16 protein-coding genes and 1 tRNA gene are annotated in these 16,021 nt (G+C 67.6%); 10 read left to right on the top strand and 7 right to left on the bottom strand.

The window, feature by feature from the left end; translation table 11 throughout:
• Positions 1-114: 114 nt before the first annotated feature.
• Complete coding sequence (locus ASG75_RS06880) at positions 115-1,758, bottom strand: acyl-CoA dehydrogenase family protein (RefSeq protein WP_056387134.1); 1,644 nt, start codon at positions 1,756-1,758, stop codon at positions 115-117.
• 102 nt (positions 1,759-1,860) lie between these two features.
• On the opposite strand from ASG75_RS06880, the gene ASG75_RS06875 reads away from it, so the two are divergent.
• The gene (locus ASG75_RS06875; protein WP_056387132.1) at positions 1,861-2,646 is read left to right on the top strand and encodes a thioesterase family protein; all 786 of its coding nucleotides are present in this window, start codon (positions 1,861-1,863) and stop codon (positions 2,644-2,646) included.
• Positions 2,647-3,294: 648 nt separating this feature from the next.
• Here ASG75_RS06875 and ASG75_RS16235 read toward each other — a convergent pair.
• Complete coding sequence (locus ASG75_RS16235) at positions 3,295-3,462, bottom strand: hypothetical protein (RefSeq protein WP_157616917.1); 168 nt, start codon at positions 3,460-3,462, stop codon at positions 3,295-3,297.
• Positions 3,463-3,707: 245 nt separating this feature from the next.
• Between ASG75_RS16235 and ASG75_RS06870 the strand changes: the two genes are divergently transcribed.
• Positions 3,708-4,196, top strand: a complete 489-nt coding sequence (locus tag ASG75_RS06870; protein ID WP_056387130.1) for a hypothetical protein — start codon at positions 3,708-3,710, stop codon at positions 4,194-4,196.
• Positions 4,197-4,400: 204 nt separating this feature from the next.
• On the top strand, positions 4,401-4,886 hold the full coding sequence (locus tag ASG75_RS06865) for a hypothetical protein (protein ID WP_056387129.1): 486 nt from the start codon (positions 4,401-4,403) through the stop codon (positions 4,884-4,886).
• Positions 4,887-5,524: 638 nt separating this feature from the next.
• Here ASG75_RS06865 and ASG75_RS06860 read toward each other — a convergent pair.
• Positions 5,525-5,902, bottom strand: a complete 378-nt coding sequence (locus ASG75_RS06860; RefSeq protein ID WP_056387125.1) for a DUF2069 domain-containing protein — start codon at positions 5,900-5,902, stop codon at positions 5,525-5,527.
• Entirely contained in the window at positions 5,899-6,501 is a 603-nt protein-coding gene (gene wrbA / locus ASG75_RS06855; RefSeq protein ID WP_056387124.1) for an NAD(P)H:quinone oxidoreductase, read from the bottom strand. Before wrbA ends, ASG75_RS06860 begins: the two co-directional genes overlap by 4 nt.
• A 105-nt stretch (positions 6,502-6,606) precedes the next feature.
• On the opposite strand from wrbA, the gene ASG75_RS06850 reads away from it, so the two are divergent.
• The 3 genes from ASG75_RS06850 to ASG75_RS06840 are packed head-to-tail and all read left to right on the top strand — an operon-like array spanning position 6,607 to position 8,632.
• Positions 6,607-7,884 carry a YihY family inner membrane protein gene (locus ASG75_RS06850; RefSeq protein WP_056387121.1) on the top strand — a complete coding sequence of 426 codons (1,278 nt, stop codon included), beginning with the start codon at positions 6,607-6,609 and terminating at the stop codon, positions 7,882-7,884.
• On the top strand, positions 7,881-8,366 hold the full coding sequence (locus ASG75_RS06845; RefSeq protein ID WP_056387118.1) for a TlpA disulfide reductase family protein: 486 nt from the start codon (positions 7,881-7,883) through the stop codon (positions 8,364-8,366). Before ASG75_RS06850 ends, ASG75_RS06845 begins: the two co-directional genes overlap by 4 nt.
• Positions 8,366-8,632, top strand: a complete 267-nt coding sequence (locus ASG75_RS06840) for an acylphosphatase (RefSeq protein WP_056387116.1) — start codon at positions 8,366-8,368, stop codon at positions 8,630-8,632. The genes ASG75_RS06845 and ASG75_RS06840 overlap by 1 nt, the downstream gene beginning before the upstream one ends.
• Here ASG75_RS06840 and ppk2 read toward each other — a convergent pair.
• From ppk2 to hemA, 3 genes are all read right to left on the bottom strand, one after another.
• Entirely contained in the window at positions 8,629-9,393 is a 765-nt protein-coding gene (gene ppk2 / locus ASG75_RS06835; RefSeq protein WP_056387113.1) for a polyphosphate kinase 2, read from the bottom strand. The two genes, ASG75_RS06840 and ppk2, sit on opposite strands and share 4 nt — an antisense overlap.
• A 148-nt stretch (positions 9,394-9,541) precedes the next feature.
• A complete protein-coding gene (prfA, locus tag ASG75_RS06830) occupies positions 9,542-10,621 on the bottom strand; it encodes a peptide chain release factor 1 (RefSeq protein WP_056387111.1) in 1,080 nt (359 codons plus the stop codon).
• A gap of 91 nt (positions 10,622-10,712) precedes the next feature.
• The gene (gene hemA, locus ASG75_RS06825) at positions 10,713-11,990 is read right to left on the bottom strand and encodes a glutamyl-tRNA reductase (RefSeq protein ID WP_056387109.1); all 1,278 of its coding nucleotides are present in this window, start codon (positions 11,988-11,990) and stop codon (positions 10,713-10,715) included.
• A gap of 93 nt (positions 11,991-12,083) precedes the next feature.
• Between hemA and ASG75_RS06820 the strand changes: the two genes are divergently transcribed.
• From ASG75_RS06820 to ASG75_RS06805, 4 genes are all read left to right on the top strand, one after another.
• On the top strand, positions 12,084-13,841 hold the full coding sequence (locus tag ASG75_RS06820; protein ID WP_082547526.1) for a tetratricopeptide repeat protein: 1,758 nt from the start codon (positions 12,084-12,086) through the stop codon (positions 13,839-13,841).
• Positions 13,838-14,449 (top strand): lipoprotein insertase outer membrane protein LolB, encoded by a 612-nt coding sequence (gene lolB / locus ASG75_RS06815; protein ID WP_056387105.1) that lies wholly within the window; start codon positions 13,838-13,840, stop codon positions 14,447-14,449. Before ASG75_RS06820 ends, lolB begins: the two co-directional genes overlap by 4 nt.
• 50 nt (positions 14,450-14,499) lie before the next feature.
• Positions 14,500-15,882 carry a 4-(cytidine 5'-diphospho)-2-C-methyl-D-erythritol kinase gene (gene ispE, locus ASG75_RS06810; protein WP_056387102.1) on the top strand — a complete coding sequence of 461 codons (1,383 nt, stop codon included), beginning with the start codon at positions 14,500-14,502 and terminating at the stop codon, positions 15,880-15,882.
• Positions 15,883-15,930: 48 nt separating this feature from the next.
• A tRNA-Gln gene (locus tag ASG75_RS06805) sits at positions 15,931-16,007 on the top strand.
• Positions 16,008-16,021: the final 14 nt, after the last annotated feature.

The raw sequence follows: 16,021 nt of genomic DNA, 5'->3' as shown, positions 1-16,021 counted from the left end.
GCATTTTAGCCCGTGCAGACACATGCGTGCCTGTAGGAGCCCGCTTGCGGGCGATGCTCTTCCGATGTGTGACAAAAGCATCGCCCGCAAGCGGGCTCCTACGCCAAGAGCCGTTTACCCCAGCAGCAGGGCGGTGTTGTCGGCGTCCGGCGCGACCAGCCGGTCGAGGCCAAGATTGATGAAGCGCCGCCGCGCCGCGGCCGGACGGCGGTCGCCGTGGCGATCCGACCAGGTGGCCTGGCGTGCCAGCAGCGCCGCCGCGGCGCAGCGTGCCAGGGTGAAGGCGAGGCCGCGCGCACCGGCCTCCAGCGTGTCGCGCGCGGCCGCATGCTGGTCGAGCCAGCGCGCCGCGGCGTCCAGCGTCTGTCGGATCGCGCTGGCCGCATGCATGTCGTCGTTGCCATCCAGCCAGCTCGCGCAGGCCGTGCGCAACGCGCCCAGGCTGTCGCCGGCCAGCGCGCGCAGGCTGTCCAGCGACAGCACGTTGGTGGTGCCTTCCCAGATCGCGTACACCTGCGCGTCGCGCAGCAGCTGCGGCAGGCCGGTGTCCTCGATGTAGCCGGCGCCGCCGAAGCACTCCAGCGCCTCCGAGCACATCTGCGCCGCCAGCTTGCCGGTCCACAGCTTGGCCAGCGGGGTGAGCAGGCGCAGCAGCGCGGCCTCGTGCGGCTGCGCCGCGCCGTGCTCGACTTGGCCCAGCAGTTGCGCGATCTCGAACGCCAGCGCGAACGCGCCCTCGAACTCGGCCTGCATGTCGGCCAGCGTCTGCGCGTGCAGCGGCTGCTCGATCAATGGACGGCCAAACGCGCGCCGGCGCTCGGCGAAATCGCGCGCCAGGCTGAGCGCGCGGGCCATGCTGGCGACCGCGCAGACCGCGTTCCACGTGCGCGTGACGTTGAGCATCGGCGCCACCTGGCGCACGCCGTGGGCCAACTCGCCCAGCGGCCACGCGGGCAGGCCGTCGAGATGGATTTCCGCGGTGGGCAGTTCCTGCGTGCCGAGCTTGTCCTTCAAGCGGTCGATCACCAGCTCCGGCTTGCGTCGCGCGCCGTCCATCGTCTCGACATAGAACAGCGCCAGCGCCGCGGTGCCCGCGGCCGCGGCGCCTTCGGGCCGCGCCAGCGCCAGCGCCGCCTCGCCGACCACCGCCGAGCTGAACCACTTGCGCCCGTACAGGCGCCACTGCCCGGCGGCATCCTGCCGCGCGACGGTTTCGGTGTGGCCGACATCGGAGCCGCCGGCGGTCTCGGTCATCCACTGGCCGCTGAGCCAGAAGGTGGCCGGATCGCGGCTGAGGAAATGCGGCAGCACGCGCTCGATCAGTTCGCGGTTGCCGGAGGCCTTGATCGCGGTGGCGGCGCCGTCGGTCATCGCCAGCGGGCAGGTGTAGAACTCGCTGGCGAGGTGGTACAGGTAGACGCGGGCAAATTCCTCCAGCCGCCCGTACGCACTATCGCCGTGGCCGGCGGCCAGTACCGCATGCCGTGTCGTCATCGCCGCGCCTTCCTGCCACGCCGGCGTCAACTCGATGCGGTCCACCCGCCGGCCCCACGCGTCCCACTGCGTCAGCACCGGCTTGCGCCGCGTCGTGGTGCACGCGCGCTGCCACGCCATCTGCGCGTAGTCGCCGAGCGCGCCGAGGTCGGCATTCAGCGCCGCGCGGCGCTCGGCCGGCAGCGCACGGTCGAGCAAGGCCAGCAGCGCACGGTCGCTGCGATACGGGTGCGGCAGTTGCGGTGAATCCTGCAGGAAGGCCATGGCGCGCTCCGCCCAGAGTCGAGGTGTCGAGTATAGGCATGCGGGCATTCGGCGCGTGGCGCTGGCATCATCGAAAGCCACTCCCCAGCGCAGGCGCCATCCATGCGATTTTCCGAAGCGATGCAGACGGTCACGCGTCATGGCGACGGCTGGCAGGCCACGATCAGCGAGGACTGGCTGCAGGGGCGCAGCGCCTTCGGCGGCCTGCAGGCGGCACTCGCCCTGCGCGCGATGCGCGAGCTGGTGCCGGCGGACATGCCGTTGCGCAGCCTGCAGACCACCTTCGTGGCACCGGTGCCGGCCGGCAACGTGGCCATTCGCGCGCAATGCCTGCGCGCAGGGCGCAGCGTCATCCAGGTCGAGGCCAGCCTGTGCGACGGCGAACAGACACTGTGCCGGCTGCTCGGCGTATTCGGCCGTGCGCGCCCCTCGGCGTTGGACTTCCAGCCCGAACAACCGCCCGTCGTGGCGGTGGCGCCGCAGGAGCTGCATTACGTCGAAGGCCGCATGCCCACCTTCACCCAGCACTTCCGCGCCAGCTGGCTGCGCGGCGACCTGCCGTTCAGCGGCGGCCACCAGCGCGACAGCGTGCTGCAACTCTCCCTGCGCGACGACGGCCCGCCGGACGAAACCCACGTACTCGCCTTCGCCGATTTCATCCCGCCGATCGCCCTATCGATGTTCGCCACGCCCACCCCCGGCAGCTCACTCACCTGGATGCTCGAACTGCTGCGCGACCGCTACGACGACCTCGGCCTGGACGACTGGCGCGTCGATGCGGAACTGATCGCCGCCCGCGACGGCTACACCAACCAGAGCGTGATGCTGTGGGGGCCGCGCGGCGAGCCGGTGGCGTTGAGCCGGCAGAGCATGGTGGTGTTCGGGTGAGGTGGGAGTGTTTCGTGTACGGCGTTCGCGCTGTGATCGTGTGCGTGGAGACACGGCGGGATTAGACGGCGGGATTAGGCTGCACCAAGCGCAGCAACTTGTTGATCTGTGTAGGCCTGAGCCCTGTCGTGTACGGCGACGAGCACGGGATAGGCTGCAGGATTACACTTCATTTTGAAATCTATTTAGCGTTAGCGTGCAAATGAAGAATCTCGCAATCGGATTGCTCCTTTCTACAAGCCAGCTTCTTGCAGGTTGTGCCACGCATTCGCAAGGGCAGATCTACAAGGGTAGCTATTTCTACAACTTTGAGAGCTCCTCGTTCACGCCTGCAGGCTCCTATGAGGCTTGGTGCGTCAACAGCGTCGAGTTGGCTCAAGCACAGCTTCCGTCTGCCCAGTCTGGTACCGCAGATGTTGTAGTCCAAGGGAGCCTCAGCCCAAAAGGTCACTACTGCAATCTCGGCGCATCTAGGCACGTGCTTAAGATCTACAAGGTGGTTTCAGTGGCCAACCTAAAGTCCATGGACTAAGGTTAGCGCGCTAACCAGTCGTTCAAGGCGGACGGCTGTGCCGCCGCTTAACTCCAGCGTTAGACATCAGGGAGAGAGTCGTGAACTGGGGAAAGATCACCAAGTACGCTGCCGCTCTATTTGCTACGCAGTTCACGATCGGCTTCCTTGAAGGTTTGTTCTCCACCACGGGCGCCGGCGCTGGCATCGCGGTGTCGCTCGTCAGCGCCGCAGCTTCCTTCACTTTGTGTGGGGTAGTATTTACCCACTTTGCTGCCCATCAGCCATTCATGCCATTCGCTCACGCTTGGGCTGCGCTAGTACTTCAAGTAGCTGTGGCGTCAGTGTTCGCGCAGGTACTCACTGGTTGGCTCGGCAAGGCATCGCCACTTCTATTCGCTTTAGAGTGGCTCGTACTTGTGTGCGCTCTCTTGGCTGGTACTGCACTCGGTTCCACCCTGCGGCAAAGAGTCAGACAACCGGCTAACGTCTAACATTTCGTTCAAGGCGGACGGCTTCGCCGCCGCTTAACTCCAGCGTTAGGGCGCACATGGAAGATTTACAGAACCTGTACGAGCAAACTACTCTGCGCATGCTGGCGCAGTTCCAGTTTATTGAGCAGTCCCTGAAGTATTACATCTCCATCGCCTATGAATTTATCGAGTTGCGGCTCGATGGTGCAATACATTTTGGTTATTCCAGCAAAGACCTAGATTCACTTTCGCTGGAGAGACTTCTAACGATATTCTGCAAACTCAACGCAAACACAAAAGTTGTCACGCGTTTGAATAAGCTAAAAACCCAGAGGAACCATATTGCTCACAAAGCTCTAACGGTTGCTATGGGGCGATATGCGGACATCAAAGCATTAAGATCTGGTCTAGATTCGTACGATTCGCTGCAGCCTGAGCTAAGCGCGTGCATAGACGAGTTGCGTGAGGAGATCCGTACGCTCGGGAACAAATTCGGCGCAGCACAACAGCAGAAATCCGACGCACTCGATCGTCGTATGAGGCTGGAGAAATCGGGTGCGCCCTAACAATTCGTTCAAGGTGGACGGCTTCGCCGCCGCTTAACTCCAGCGTTGACCGCTCACCTGACCAAACCGCCGGCACCAGCACTCCACCTACACCCCATCCTCCTCCCCCTACACCACCCATCGCCCCAACCCCACGCCACCTCATTGCTACGCTCCCTACGCCGCCAGCTGGGCGGCTTTTTCTTGACGCAAGGGAGTGTTTCCATGAGCAATGACAATCGTATTTCCGCCGTGCTGTCGGATGAGGATGTGGCGACGGTGCAGGGGGCGTTGACGGCGATCCGCGGGGTGCTGCCGTTTCTGGTGACGCTGGCGGTGCAGGAGCGGCGCGAGTTGCCGAAGATGGGGCCGAAGTCGATCGGCTTCGACGAGAAGTGCACGACCTACATGGGCAACCGGGCGGAGTTCGTGCCGGGTTTCGTGGACCTGGCCGAGGTGCAGAAGGATCGCACCCTGCGTGCCCAGTTGCTGCGTTTTGCGGCGGAGCTGCAGACCCTGGCGACCAGCGTGGACGACACCGTGCAACTGGTGTCCAGCGAGGTATGGATGGCCGACCTGGCCTACTACCAGAGCGTGCGCGAGGCGGCGCACCGCAGCCGCGCCGGCGCGCAGGATATCTACGATGACCTGCGCCAGCGCTTCCCCGGCACGCGCGCCGGCCAGGCTACGCCCGAGCCGGCAGCCGCCTGATGCCTCACATCCGGCGGGGTGGGCAAGCCATTCCGCCGGGTTTGCGCATGGTCGGTGCCGGGTATCTGGATATCGGCGTCGAGGGCTTTTCAATCTACGCCGACCCGCGCGGCCTCCCCGCCGATTGAATTTCAATCCACGCCGGGCGGCAGGATGTCCCCGCCGATGTCGCCGCACTCGACACCGACTGTCTGGCTGTCCCCGCCGGGTATCGGCACCTCCCCATCGATTGCATTTCAATCCCCGCCAACTGCGGCGCTATCGGCGTCGGGTGTTTGCCGGTCGGCGTCAAAGATCAGCCACTCCCTGCCGACTGAAATTCAGTCGACGTCGACTGCCGAGAGACTCGACGCCGAGCATCGTCACTGCCCGTTCGCCCCACACCTCGTCATTCCGGCGAAGGCCGGAATCGCTTTTCAACGGCGAAGCAGGTGTGTCGCACCTTAGGCGCGCGACCAGGTGTTCCAACGCGCAAAGCCAATGCGATTCCGGCCTTCGCCGGAATGACGTTGTAGGGGTGCGTGATTTCACCGAATGCGTGAAGGGCGTGCTCTCGCGGGATGCGCTGCAGTCAATCCACCGAACGGCACCGAACGGGGTCAGGTTCACTTATCAATGGTCGGGCGTGACGCCGCCGGTCAATCGCGCGTTGGCGGCGTAGCCGGCGGCCGCCGCTTCACCCCGGCGCCCAGCGCCGCGATCAGCAGCACGGTCAGCACGATCTCCGCCATCGCCAGCCAGCGCTCGCCCGCCGAACTCCATGCCTCGGACACGCCGTGGCAGAAGTAGAACAGGCTGAGGATGCCGACCCAGAGCAGGGCGCGGCGCACGTCGCGCAGGGCGAGCAGGGGCAGCAACAGCGGGATGACGGTGATCGCCAGCAGCAGGGTCAGCGACATGCCCTGCGGCGGCACCAGCCAGGCATGCCAGGCGAGTTGCAGCACGACGAGCAAGGCCCAGGCGACCAGGCCGACGCGATAGACGGGCAGGATGGGTGCGCGCGTGGCGGCGGTCATGGCGTGTCCGCCAGCCGGCGGGCCACGTCGGCCAGGCGCCGGCCCAGCGCGCGGGCCAGTTCGCGTTCGTGTTCGCTGATCGGGTTGTCGCCCTTGGCGCCGGCGACGTGACTGGCGCCGTACGGGGTGCCGCCGCTTTGCGTGGCGGTCAGCGCCGGCTCGGTATACGGCACGCCCAGCAGCAGCATGCCGTGATGCAGCAGCGGCAGCGCCATGCTCAGCAAGGTGGACTCCTGGCCGCCGTGCATGGTGCTGGTGGAGGTGAACAGCGCCGCCGGCTTGCCGACCAGCGCGCCGCTGGCCCATTCGGCGCCGGTGGTGTCGAGAAAATATTTCAGCGGCGCGGCCATGTTGCCGAAGCGGGTGGGGCTGCCCATGGCGAGCCCGACGCAGTCGAGCAGGTCCTGCTTCTGTACGTACGGCGCGCCGTCCTCGGGTTCCGGCGGTTGCGCGATTTCGGTCACCGGCGCCACCGGCGGCACCTGGCGCAGGCGCGCGCGCATGCCGGGCACTTCCTCGATGCCGCGCGCGATCAGGCGCGCCAATTGGGCGGTGTGGCCGCTGCGGCTGTAGTACAGGACCAGGATCTCTTGATTCATGTGGCGCGGCTCATGTGTTTGAGGCATTCATTGGCAATACGCTAGTGTACCGGCCGGTACCCACGATGTTGGTGGTCCGCCCAGGCCGCCAGCGAAAGGACAGCGATGATCCGGCGCTTCAATCACGAACGCACGAAGAGCTTCAGCCGCTTCATCTGGCAGCGCTTCGTCGACGACAAGTGCTTCGAGACGGCGGGTGCGCTGTCGTACACCACCCTGGTCTCGCTGGTGCCGTTGACGGTGGCGGTGTTCGCGATGTTCTCGGCGTTCCCGGTGTTCCAGCCGGCGCGCGACACGCTGATCAATTTCGTGTTCAACAATTTCGTGCCGTCGACCGGCGAGGCGGTGCAGGCGACCATGCTGGGGTTTGCGGCGAATGCCAGCAAGCTCACCGGCATCAGCATTCTGGTGATGCTGTTCAGCGCGCTGGCGATGATGATCAGCATCGAGGACCGGCTGAACCGGATCTGGCGCGTGCACCAGCCGCGCAGCTGGAGCTCGCGCTTGCTGCTGTACTGGGCGGCGTTGACGCTGGGGCCGATCCTGGTGGTCGGCGGCATCGCGGTGACCTCGTACGTGACCGCGGCGCCGTTGCTGCACAGCGCCGCCGACCAGCTCGGCGGGGTCACCCGGAGCTTGCTTAGCACGCTGCCGTTCCTGGTGACGTTCTTTACGCTGTGGCTGATGTATTCGGTGATCCCGAACTGCAAGGTGTCGCGCCGCGACGCGGCGATCGGCGCGCTGCTCGGCGCGGTGCTGTTCGAGATCGCGCGCTGGGGTTTCGGCCAGTTCGTGCAGCAGGCGCAGACCTACCAGCAGATCTACGGCGTGCTGGCGGCGATTCCGATCTTCCTGCTGTGGATCTACCTGTCGTGGGTGATCGTGATCCTGGCCGCGTCGATCGCCGCCTCGGCGTCCGCGTTCGAATACCACGCGCCGATGCAGACGCTGCCCGAAGGCGCCGAGTTCCTCGGGCTGCTGGTGCTGCTGCGGCATTTCGTCGAAGCGCAGCGCAGCGGCGACTGCGTGGACCCGGCCGACCTGCGCGTGCGCGAGCCGTACCTGCGCAGTGCGCTGATCGCCGCCTACATCGACGACCTGCAGCAGGCCGACCTGATCCAGCGCGGCGAAGCCGGCGGCTGGCTGCTGTGCCGCAGCCTGGACAGCACCGACCTGCTGCGCGTGTACCGGCATACCAGCTACCGTCTGCCGCTGCGGCCGGTGGAAGAAGCGGCCGCGCTGGGCATTGCGCTGCCGCCGGAGCTGCTGGCGATGCTGGCCGAACTGGCCGCCGCGCTGCAGGCGAAACTGGGCGCCCGGCTCGACCAGATCTATCCCCCTGCCGCCGACCCGGCGGCTGACACCGAGGAACTTCCCGCATGACCGTGTTCTCCTTCCTGTCCCGCCCGGCGGCCGTCCTGGCCGTGGCGTTCGCATTTGCCATGCCCGTGCAGGCGGCGATGCCGGAGCGGCCGACCCTGCACGTCGCCACGCTGGACGGCAAGACGTTCGACCTGGCCGCGCAGCGCGGCAAGTGGGTGATCGTCAACTACTGGGCGACCTGGTGCGTGCCGTGCATCAAGGAGATGCCGGACATCTCGCGCTTCGTCGCCGCGCACAAGAACGTGGTGGCGATCGGGCTGGCCTACGAGGACAGCGAACCGGCCGACATCAAGGCGTTCCTGGCCAAGCACCCGGTGGTGTACCCGATCGCCCAGGTCACTTTGGACCAGCCGCTGAAGGATTTCGACGAGCCGCGCGGCCTGCCCACCACCTACCTGATCAGCCCCGACGGCAAGGTGGCCAAACACATCGTGGGACCGGTGACCGAGGCGTCGCTGGAAGGCCTGATCGAGGCCAAGTGATGCCAACCGCGAGATTCATCGTCAGCGGGCGGGTGCAGGGCGTGTGCTATCGCGCCAATGCCCGTGAGCAGGCGTTGGCGCTTGGGCTGGCCGGCCATGCGAAGAACCAGCGCGACGGCAGCGTCGAGGTGCTGGCCGGCGGCACGGCGCGGGCGCTCGATGCGCTGGAGCGCTGGCTGCGGCGGGGACCGCCGGCCGCGCGGGTCGAAACGGTCAGCCGCGAGGACTTGCCGGAGCAGGATCTGCACGGTTTCCACACCGGCTAGAACGTATCGGGCACCCACGATGCCTGCTCGGTGACGTGCTCGGTCTTCGGCTTGCCCTTGAGCCTGGGCAATTTCACCGCGGGGACCGCTTCGTCGTGCAGCGGCACCTGTTGCAGCAGGTGCCGGATCAGGTTGATCCGGCCGCGCTTCTGGTCGTTGAAATCGACCACGAACCAGGGCGCGTGGTCGTGCTGCGTGCGCTCGATCATCACGTCGCGCAGCCGGCCCATCTCGGCGTACTTCTGGCGTGCGACCAGGTCCACCGGCGAGAGCTTCCAGCGCTTCAGCGGATCGTCGGCACGCTCGGCGAAGCGCTTTTCCTGCTCGGCCTGGTCCACCGCCAGCCAGTACTTGATGAGGATGATGCCGTCGTCGGCGAGCAGCTTCTCGAACGCCGGCACGGCGTCCAGGAACGCTGCGTACTGATCGCTGCTGCAGAAGCCCATCGCTGGCTCCACCACCGCGCGGTTGTACCAGCTGCGGTCGAACAGCACGAATTCGCCGGCGCCGGGCAGGTGGGCGACGTAGCGCTGGAAGTACCACTGCGTGGCTTCGACCTCGCTTGGTTTGGGCAGGGCCACGATGCGGTAGCCGCGGGTGTCCAGGCTCTCGGTGATGGCCTTGATGGTGCCGCCCTTGCCGGCGGCGTCGCGGCCTTCGAAGATCACCAGCAGCCGCTTGCCGCTGCTGCGCAGGCCGTGCTGCAGCCGCACCAGGTCGAGCTGCAGTTCCTTCATCGCCTTGCGGTAGTGCTTGCCCATGGGTATCCAGCCTCGAAACTTCTCAACCTCGTCATTCCGGCGAAGGCCGGAATCGCACCTGACTTTCGCACACTGGCAAGAGCGATTCCGGCCTTCGCCGGAATGACGACAAGGGGCAGGGTAACCCAGCACCCCGTGACAGCGAGGTTCAGGCGCTGCCGAGCGCCTGCAGCAGGTCGGCCTGGTGTTCGCGGGTCAGCGTGTCGATCAGTTCGCCCAGGTCGCCCTGCATGATCTCGGGCAGGCGGTACAGGGTGAGGTTGATGCGGTGGTCGGTGATCCGGCCCTGCGGGTAGTTGTAGGTGCGGATGCGCTGGCTGCGGTCGCCCGAACCCACCTGCAACCGGCGCGCCTCGGCCTGCACCGCATGCTGCTTGCTCTGCGCCTCGTCGAGCAGGCGCGCCTTCAGCAGGCCCATCGCGCGAGCGCGATTCTTGTGCTGGCTGCGCTCTTCCTGGCACTCCACCACGGTGCCGGTGGGCAGGTGGGTGATGCGGATCGCCGAGTCGGTCTTGTTGACGTGCTGGCCGCCGGCGCCGGAGGCGCGGAAGGTGTCGACCTTGAGGTCGGCCGGGTTGATGGCGATCTCATCGATCTCGTCCAGTTCGGGCAGGATCGCCACGGTCGCTGCCGAGGTGTGGATGCGCCCCTGCGACTCGGTTTCCGGTACGCGCTGCACGCGATGCGTGCCGGATTCGAACTTCAGCCGCGAGTACGCGCCCTTGCCCTCGACGCGGGCCACGATCTCCTTGTAGCCGCCGTGCTCGCCGGCGTGTTCGCTGAGCACCTCGACGTGCCAGCGGCGGTTCTCGGCGTAGCGCAGGTACATGCGGAACAGGTCGCCGGCGAAGATCGCCGCCTCGTCGCCGCCGGTGCCGGCGCGCACTTCGAGATACAGGTTGGCCTCGTCGCGCGGGTCCTTCGGCAGCAGCAGGAGCTGCAGTTCGCCGTCGAGGTCGAGCAGGCGCTGCTCCAGCCGGCGCACGTCGTCGACCGCCATCTCGCGCAGCTCGGGGTCGTCCAGCATCGCGCGGGTTGCGGCCAGCTCGCGCTCGGCCTGGTCGTGCTCGCGCAGCGAGGCGGCGACCGGTTCGAGCTGGGCGTATTCCTGCGACAGTTCGCGGAAGCGCGTGTTGTCGGCGAGCACGTCGGGCTGCGACAGCAGCAGGCCGATTTCCTCATGGCGCTCGGCCAGTGCCTCGAGCTTGCGGCGGATCGAAGGAGTCATGGGATGAAAGACAAGTGGCGGGAGATGAGTGGCAAAGCAACGGCTTCACCGCAGTGACCGGGACACGACGAGCGGCAGCCAGCCGCATTCGCTATTCGCCCCGCGACCCGGCCTTTTCTTCGTCCAGCCCGTACAGCCGGCCGGCGGCGTGCAGCAGGTCGAGATCGCCGCTCAACGCGGCTTCGCGCAGGCGTGCGCTGGGGTGGTGCAGCAGCTTGTTGGTCAGCGTGTTGGCGAGGAAGGCCAGCGCCTCGTCGGCCGACTTGCCGTGGGCCAGCATCGCGCGGGCCTTGCCCAGCACTTCGTCGCGATAGACCTCGGCATGCTGGCGCATGTCGACGGCCGGATTCTTCAGGGTCAGCGCGCGGCGCCAGGCCATGTAGCGCTCTACCTGCAGGTCGATGATCGCCTCGGCCTCGTGCGCGGCGGCGGCGCGCGAGCGCAGGTTGTCGTCGATCACCTGGCGCAGGTCGTCGATGCCGTAGAGATACACGTCGGGCAGCTCGCCCACGCCGACCTCGATGTCGCGCGGCACCGCGATGTCGACCATGAACATCGGCTTGCGTTTGCGCGTGGCCATCGCCTGCTCGACCATCGCGCGGGTCACGATCGGCTGCCGCGCGGCGGTGGAGGAGATCACGATGTCGGCTTCGGCCAGGTGCTGCGGCAGGTCGGCCAGCGCGATCGCGTAGCCGCCGTGGCGGCCGGCCAGTTCCTGCGCGGTCTCCGGCGTGCGGTTGGCCACGATCAGTCGGCGCACCTGCTTTTCGGCCAGGTGCCGCGCGGCCAGTTCGATGGTGTCGCCGGCGCCGATCAGCAGCACGCAGGCGTGTTTCAGGTCGGCGAACACCTGCTCGGCCAGGCGCACCGCGGTGAACGCGACCGACACCGTGTGCGCGCCGATGCGGGTGTCCGTGCGCACCCGCTTGGCCACCGCGAAGGTGTGCTGCAGCAGGCGGTCCATCGGCGCCTTCAGCGACTGCGCCTCGCGCGCCAGCTGGTAGGCGTCCTTCACCTGGCCGAGGATCTGCGGCTCGCCCAGCACCATCGAGTCCAGCCCGGTGGCGACGCGGAACATGTGGCGCACGGCCTCGTCTTCGTCGTGCCGGTACAGGAACTCATCCAGCTTGCCGGGGGTCAGATGGTGGTGACGATTCAACCATGCCTGCGGGATGTCCTCCGCGCCTGCCGCGACGCCGACGTACAGCTCGGTGCGGTTGCAGGTGGACAGGATCATCGCCTCCTCCACGCCGGGTTCGCGGGCCAGCTCGTGCAGGGCCTCGCCTGCGGCGTCCGCATCGAACGCCACCTGCTCGCGCAGGCTGACCGGCGCGGTGAGGTGATTGAGCCCGAGGGCGATCAGCGGCATGGTGGCGGGAACATCTCGGCGGCAGGGATCCGGCGGCGTAGGCTAAGCTTGGTGCAACGTCGCCAGACGGTGGCTCGGGCGATCAGAACAGGCATGTGGATGGAGAGTAGTGTGCGGAGCGGGGCGAGCAAGTTCAAGCAACTGCGGCATTTTACGGCAGTAACCGCGCTGGCGCTGGGCCTGGCCGCCTGCGCCGGCACGCCTCTGCGCTCCGCCCCGAAAGCGGCCGCCACGCCGCAGCCGCTGGCGCGGCTGACGGTGGTCACGCCGGATGCCGACCACGACGTGCTGGCGCAGCTGCTGGCCGGCGAGATGGCGCTGACCCGCACCGACCTGAAAGCCGCGTCCGGCCATTACGACAAGGCGATGGCCTTGAGCAACGACCCGCAGGTGGCCGAGCGCGCCGCCGGGCTGGCGATTGCCGTGCATGACGGCGCCGCCGCCCAGCGCGCACTGGATCGCTGGCAGGCGCTGGGTGCCAAGCCCGCCGCGATGGCCCAGGTGCGAGCCCAGCTGGCGCTGGATCGCGGCGATACCGCCGAGGCGCGACGTCAGCTGGAACTGTTGATCGGCAGCGGCGACAAGGACGCGTGGCGCCAGTTCGGCCGCGTCCTCGTCGGCGCCCGCGACCAGGCCCAGGCTGCCCGCCTGCTGGAAGCGTTGGCCACGCCGGCGCGCCTGCCCGGCGATGCCCACGCCTGGCTGGCGATGAGCGAGCTGGGCGACCAGTTCGGCCGGCACGCCTACGCCGTGCAGATTGCCGACGCGGCGATGCAGCGGTTCAGGAGTGCCGAAACCTACGCCTGGGCGGCGCAGATGAAGTTCAAGGACGGCGACCACGACGGCGCCCGTGCGCTGCTGCAGAAGGCGCTGGCGAAGGATCCGCAGAATGCCCAGCTGCGCCTGGCCTATGCCGGCATGCTCAGCCAGGCCGGTGACTATGCGGGCGCCAGCAAGCTGCTGGCGCATGGCCCGCAGAACGCCGACATCTATGCCATGCGTGCCGGGTTGGCCGCGCATGATCGGAACGACAAGGCGCTGGCCTCGTTGTACCAGGAATTGCAGAAGGCGCCGCCCGAGGTTCGCGAAAGCAGCGCCTACCTGCTCGGCCAGCTGGCCGAGATGCAGCATCGCGAGGCCGAGGCGCTGGCCTGGTATGACCAGGTGGGCGACACCGACGAGCACGCGTTCGACGCCGACCTGCGCAGCGCGATGATCCTGCACACGCAGGGCAAGCGCGCCGACGCGCATGAGTTGCTGGGGCAGCTGCAGCTGGCCTATCTCGACCAGCCCGCGCAGTTGCGCCAGGCCTGGCAGGCCGACGCCGAGCTGTATCTGCGCGAGCAGAACTACGCGAAGGCCGAGGCCGCGTTCAGCCGTGCGCTGCAGGTGGTGCCGGACGATCCGGGGTTGCTGTACGGCCGCGGCCTGGCCTATGCCGAGGCCGGCCAGATCGACCAGGCGGTGCAGGACTTCCAGCATCTGCTGAAGATCAAGCCGGGCGACGTCGACGCCAGCAATGCGCTGGGCTACACCCTCGCTGACGCGAACCGCGACCTGGCCGAGGCCGAGCGGCTGATCCGCGCGGCCCGTAGCGCGAAGCCGGATGATCCGGCGATCGCCGACTCCTGGGGCTGGCTGCAATACCGCATGGGCAACCTGGACCAGGCCGCGCAGACCCTGCGCCGCGCCTGGCTGGCGCGCAAGGACGCCGACGTCGGCGTGCACCTGGGCGAGGTGCTGTGGAAGCAGGGCCACCAACAGGACGCGCAACAGGTCTTCGACGAAGTGCGCAAGCTCGACCCGCACAACGTCGCCTTGCAGGAAACCCTGAAGCGGTTGCATCCATGAGGCGGCGCCTGCGCCTTCTCCTCGCCGTCGCCCTGCCATTGCTGCTTGCCGCCTGTGTGCCGCAGGCGGTACGCGTGAAGGGCGACGCCGGCCTGCTCAATGCGCAACTCGCGCGCGAACAGATGCTGGCACAGGCCGACCACTGGGTGCTGCAGGGCCGGCTCGGCGTCTCCAACGGCAAGGACGGCGGCAGCGGCAGCTTCAGCTGGACCCAGGACGGCGAGCAGTACGAGTTCGTGCTGCGCGGGCCGGCGATCAGCGGCATGAATTTCCGCCTCAGCGGCGGTCCGGATGGCGCCCTGCTGGAAGGCATGGCGCACGGCCCGTTGCGTGGCCCCGATGCCGAGGCGCTGATGCGCAAGGCACTCGGCTGGGAAGTGCCGCTGCGCGACCTGCGTGCCTGGGTGCTCGGCCTGCGCGCGGACAGCGGCCCGGCCGAGTTGAGCTTTGGCGAGAACCGGCTGCCCTCGCTGCTGCTGCAGGATGGCTGGGCGGTCGACTACCGCGAGTGGGACGACGCGCGCCAGCCGCCGCTGCCGACGAAGGTGTTCGCCGCGAAAGCGCCGTACAAGGTGAAGCTGTCGATCGAGTCCTGGCAGTTCCGCTGATGGGTTAGGCTTGGCGCCCCGTTGACCGTCGCAGCAGCAACAGAACCCGCATGTCCTTCCCGATCGAACGTGCCGACCCCAGCCAGGTCGAGGCCTTGTGCGCGATCGAGCGCAAGGCCGTGCAGCTGTTCCGCGGCCACCCGGCGTGGCCTAGCTATGCGGCCGTGTCGATCCCACCGGAGCTGCTGCACCAGGCGATCGGCCGCGGCCTGGTCTGGGCGGCGCTGGACGGGGCGGGCGAACCGGTCGGCTTTGTCTGGCTGGATGCCGAGCTGGCCGATGGCGCGACCGGCATCGCCGAGATCGATGTGCTGCCGGAATACGGCCGGCGCGGCATCGGCGCGGCCCTGCTCGAACACGCCTGCGCGTGGGCGCGTGCGGCCGGCTACCGGCGGATGGACCTGGGCACGCTGGCCGATGTGCCGTGGAATGCCCCGTTCTACGCGAAACACGGGTTTGCCACGGTCGACAAGAACGATCCGTCGTTTGCGTTTGCGCGCCAGCGCGATCGCGAGAACGGCTTTCCCGACCCTCTGCGCGTGTTCATGAGCCGGCCGTTGCCGCCGCCTGCGTCCGGCGAATGGACGGTATGGCCGGCGCCGGCCAAGCTGAATCTGTTCCTGCGCATCGTCGGGCGGCGGGCGGACGGCTATCACGAGCTGCAGACGGTGTTCCGCTTGCTCGACTGGGGCGACGAAGTGCGCCTGCGGGTGCGCGACGATGGCCTGATCCGGCGCACGCGCGACGTGCCGGGCGTGCCCGAGTCCGCCGACTTGGTGGTGCGCGCGGCGCGGCTGTTGCAGGAACGGGCTGGCACGCCGGTGGGTGCCGACATCGAAGTGGACAAGCGCATCCCGATGGGCGGCGGGCTGGGCGGCGGCAGTTCCGACGCGGCGACCGTGCTGGTGGCGCTGAATCAGCTGTGGCAGCTGGGCCTGGGCGAGGATGCACTGGCGGAACTGGGGCGCCAGCTCGGTGCCGACGTGCCGGTGTTCGTGCGCGGCCGTTCAGCCTGGGCCGAGGGCATCGGCGAGCAGCTCACTCCGCTGGCCTTGCCGTCGCGCCATTACGTGGTGCTCGACCCGCGCGAGCCGGTGCCGACGGCCGCGCTTTTTCAAGCGCCTGAATTGACACGAAATGCCCCGCGGGCGACAATTTCATCCTTTGCTTCCGGCGAAACGACGGAAAACGCCTTTGCGCCGGTGGTGCGCGCGCGGCACCCGCGGGTGGCCGCGGCGCTGGACTGGCTGGGCGGCTTCGGTCAGGCGCGGCTTTCCGGCAGCGGCGGTTGCGTGTTCCTGGAGCTGCGTTCGCTGGAGCGGGCGCAGGCGGTGGCCCGGCAATGTCCGGCGGCGTTCACGGCGCATGTCGCCACGGGTGTCGACGTGTCACCCTTGCATGAGGCATCGGCGCGCCACCGGGGCGCGACGTGACGGCGGCGGCAGAGACGGATCAGGCACGAGCAGATACACAAATATCACTGGGGCGTCGCCAAGCTGGTTAAGGCACGGGATTTTGATTCCCGCATTCGCAGGTTCGAATCCTGCCGCCCCAGCCATTTCATGATGGCCA

This window comes from Rhodanobacter sp. Soil772 (genome assembly GCF_001428385.1).
Taxonomy (GTDB): Bacteria; Pseudomonadota; Gammaproteobacteria; order Xanthomonadales; family Rhodanobacteraceae; genus Rhodanobacter.
This window is presented reverse-complemented; position numbering and strand designations above follow the sequence as displayed.

Bases quoted from the DNA above. Each gene is read 5' to 3' on its own strand.
- ASG75_RS06880 (WP_056387134.1), bottom strand. From the start codon at position 1,758: ATGGCCTTCCTGCAGGATTCACCGCAACTGCCGCACCCGTATCGCAGC.
- ASG75_RS06875 (WP_056387132.1), top strand. From the start codon at position 1,861: ATGCGATTTTCCGAAGCGATGCAGACGGTCACGCGTCATGGCGACGGC.
- ASG75_RS06870 (WP_056387130.1), top strand. From the start codon at position 3,708: ATGGAAGATTTACAGAACCTGTACGAGCAAACTACTCTGCGCATGCTG.
- ASG75_RS06865 (WP_056387129.1), top strand. From the start codon at position 4,401: ATGAGCAATGACAATCGTATTTCCGCCGTGCTGTCGGATGAGGATGTG.
- ASG75_RS06860 (WP_056387125.1), bottom strand. From the start codon at position 5,902: ATGACCGCCGCCACGCGCGCACCCATCCTGCCCGTCTATCGCGTCGGC.
- wrbA (WP_056387124.1), bottom strand. From the start codon at position 6,501: ATGAATCAAGAGATCCTGGTCCTGTACTACAGCCGCAGCGGCCACACC.
- ASG75_RS06850 (WP_056387121.1), top strand. From the start codon at position 6,607: ATGATCCGGCGCTTCAATCACGAACGCACGAAGAGCTTCAGCCGCTTC.
- ASG75_RS06845 (WP_056387118.1), top strand. From the start codon at position 7,881: ATGACCGTGTTCTCCTTCCTGTCCCGCCCGGCGGCCGTCCTGGCCGTG.
- ASG75_RS06840 (WP_056387116.1), top strand. From the start codon at position 8,366: ATGCCAACCGCGAGATTCATCGTCAGCGGGCGGGTGCAGGGCGTGTGC.
- ppk2 (WP_056387113.1), bottom strand. From the start codon at position 9,393: ATGGGCAAGCACTACCGCAAGGCGATGAAGGAACTGCAGCTCGACCTG.
- prfA (WP_056387111.1), bottom strand. From the start codon at position 10,621: ATGACTCCTTCGATCCGCCGCAAGCTCGAGGCACTGGCCGAGCGCCAT.
- hemA (WP_056387109.1), bottom strand. From the start codon at position 11,990: ATGCCGCTGATCGCCCTCGGGCTCAATCACCTCACCGCGCCGGTCAGC.
- ASG75_RS06820 (WP_082547526.1), top strand. From the start codon at position 12,084: ATGTGGATGGAGAGTAGTGTGCGGAGCGGGGCGAGCAAGTTCAAGCAA.
- lolB (WP_056387105.1), top strand. From the start codon at position 13,838: ATGAGGCGGCGCCTGCGCCTTCTCCTCGCCGTCGCCCTGCCATTGCTG.
- ispE (WP_056387102.1), top strand. From the start codon at position 14,500: ATGTCCTTCCCGATCGAACGTGCCGACCCCAGCCAGGTCGAGGCCTTG.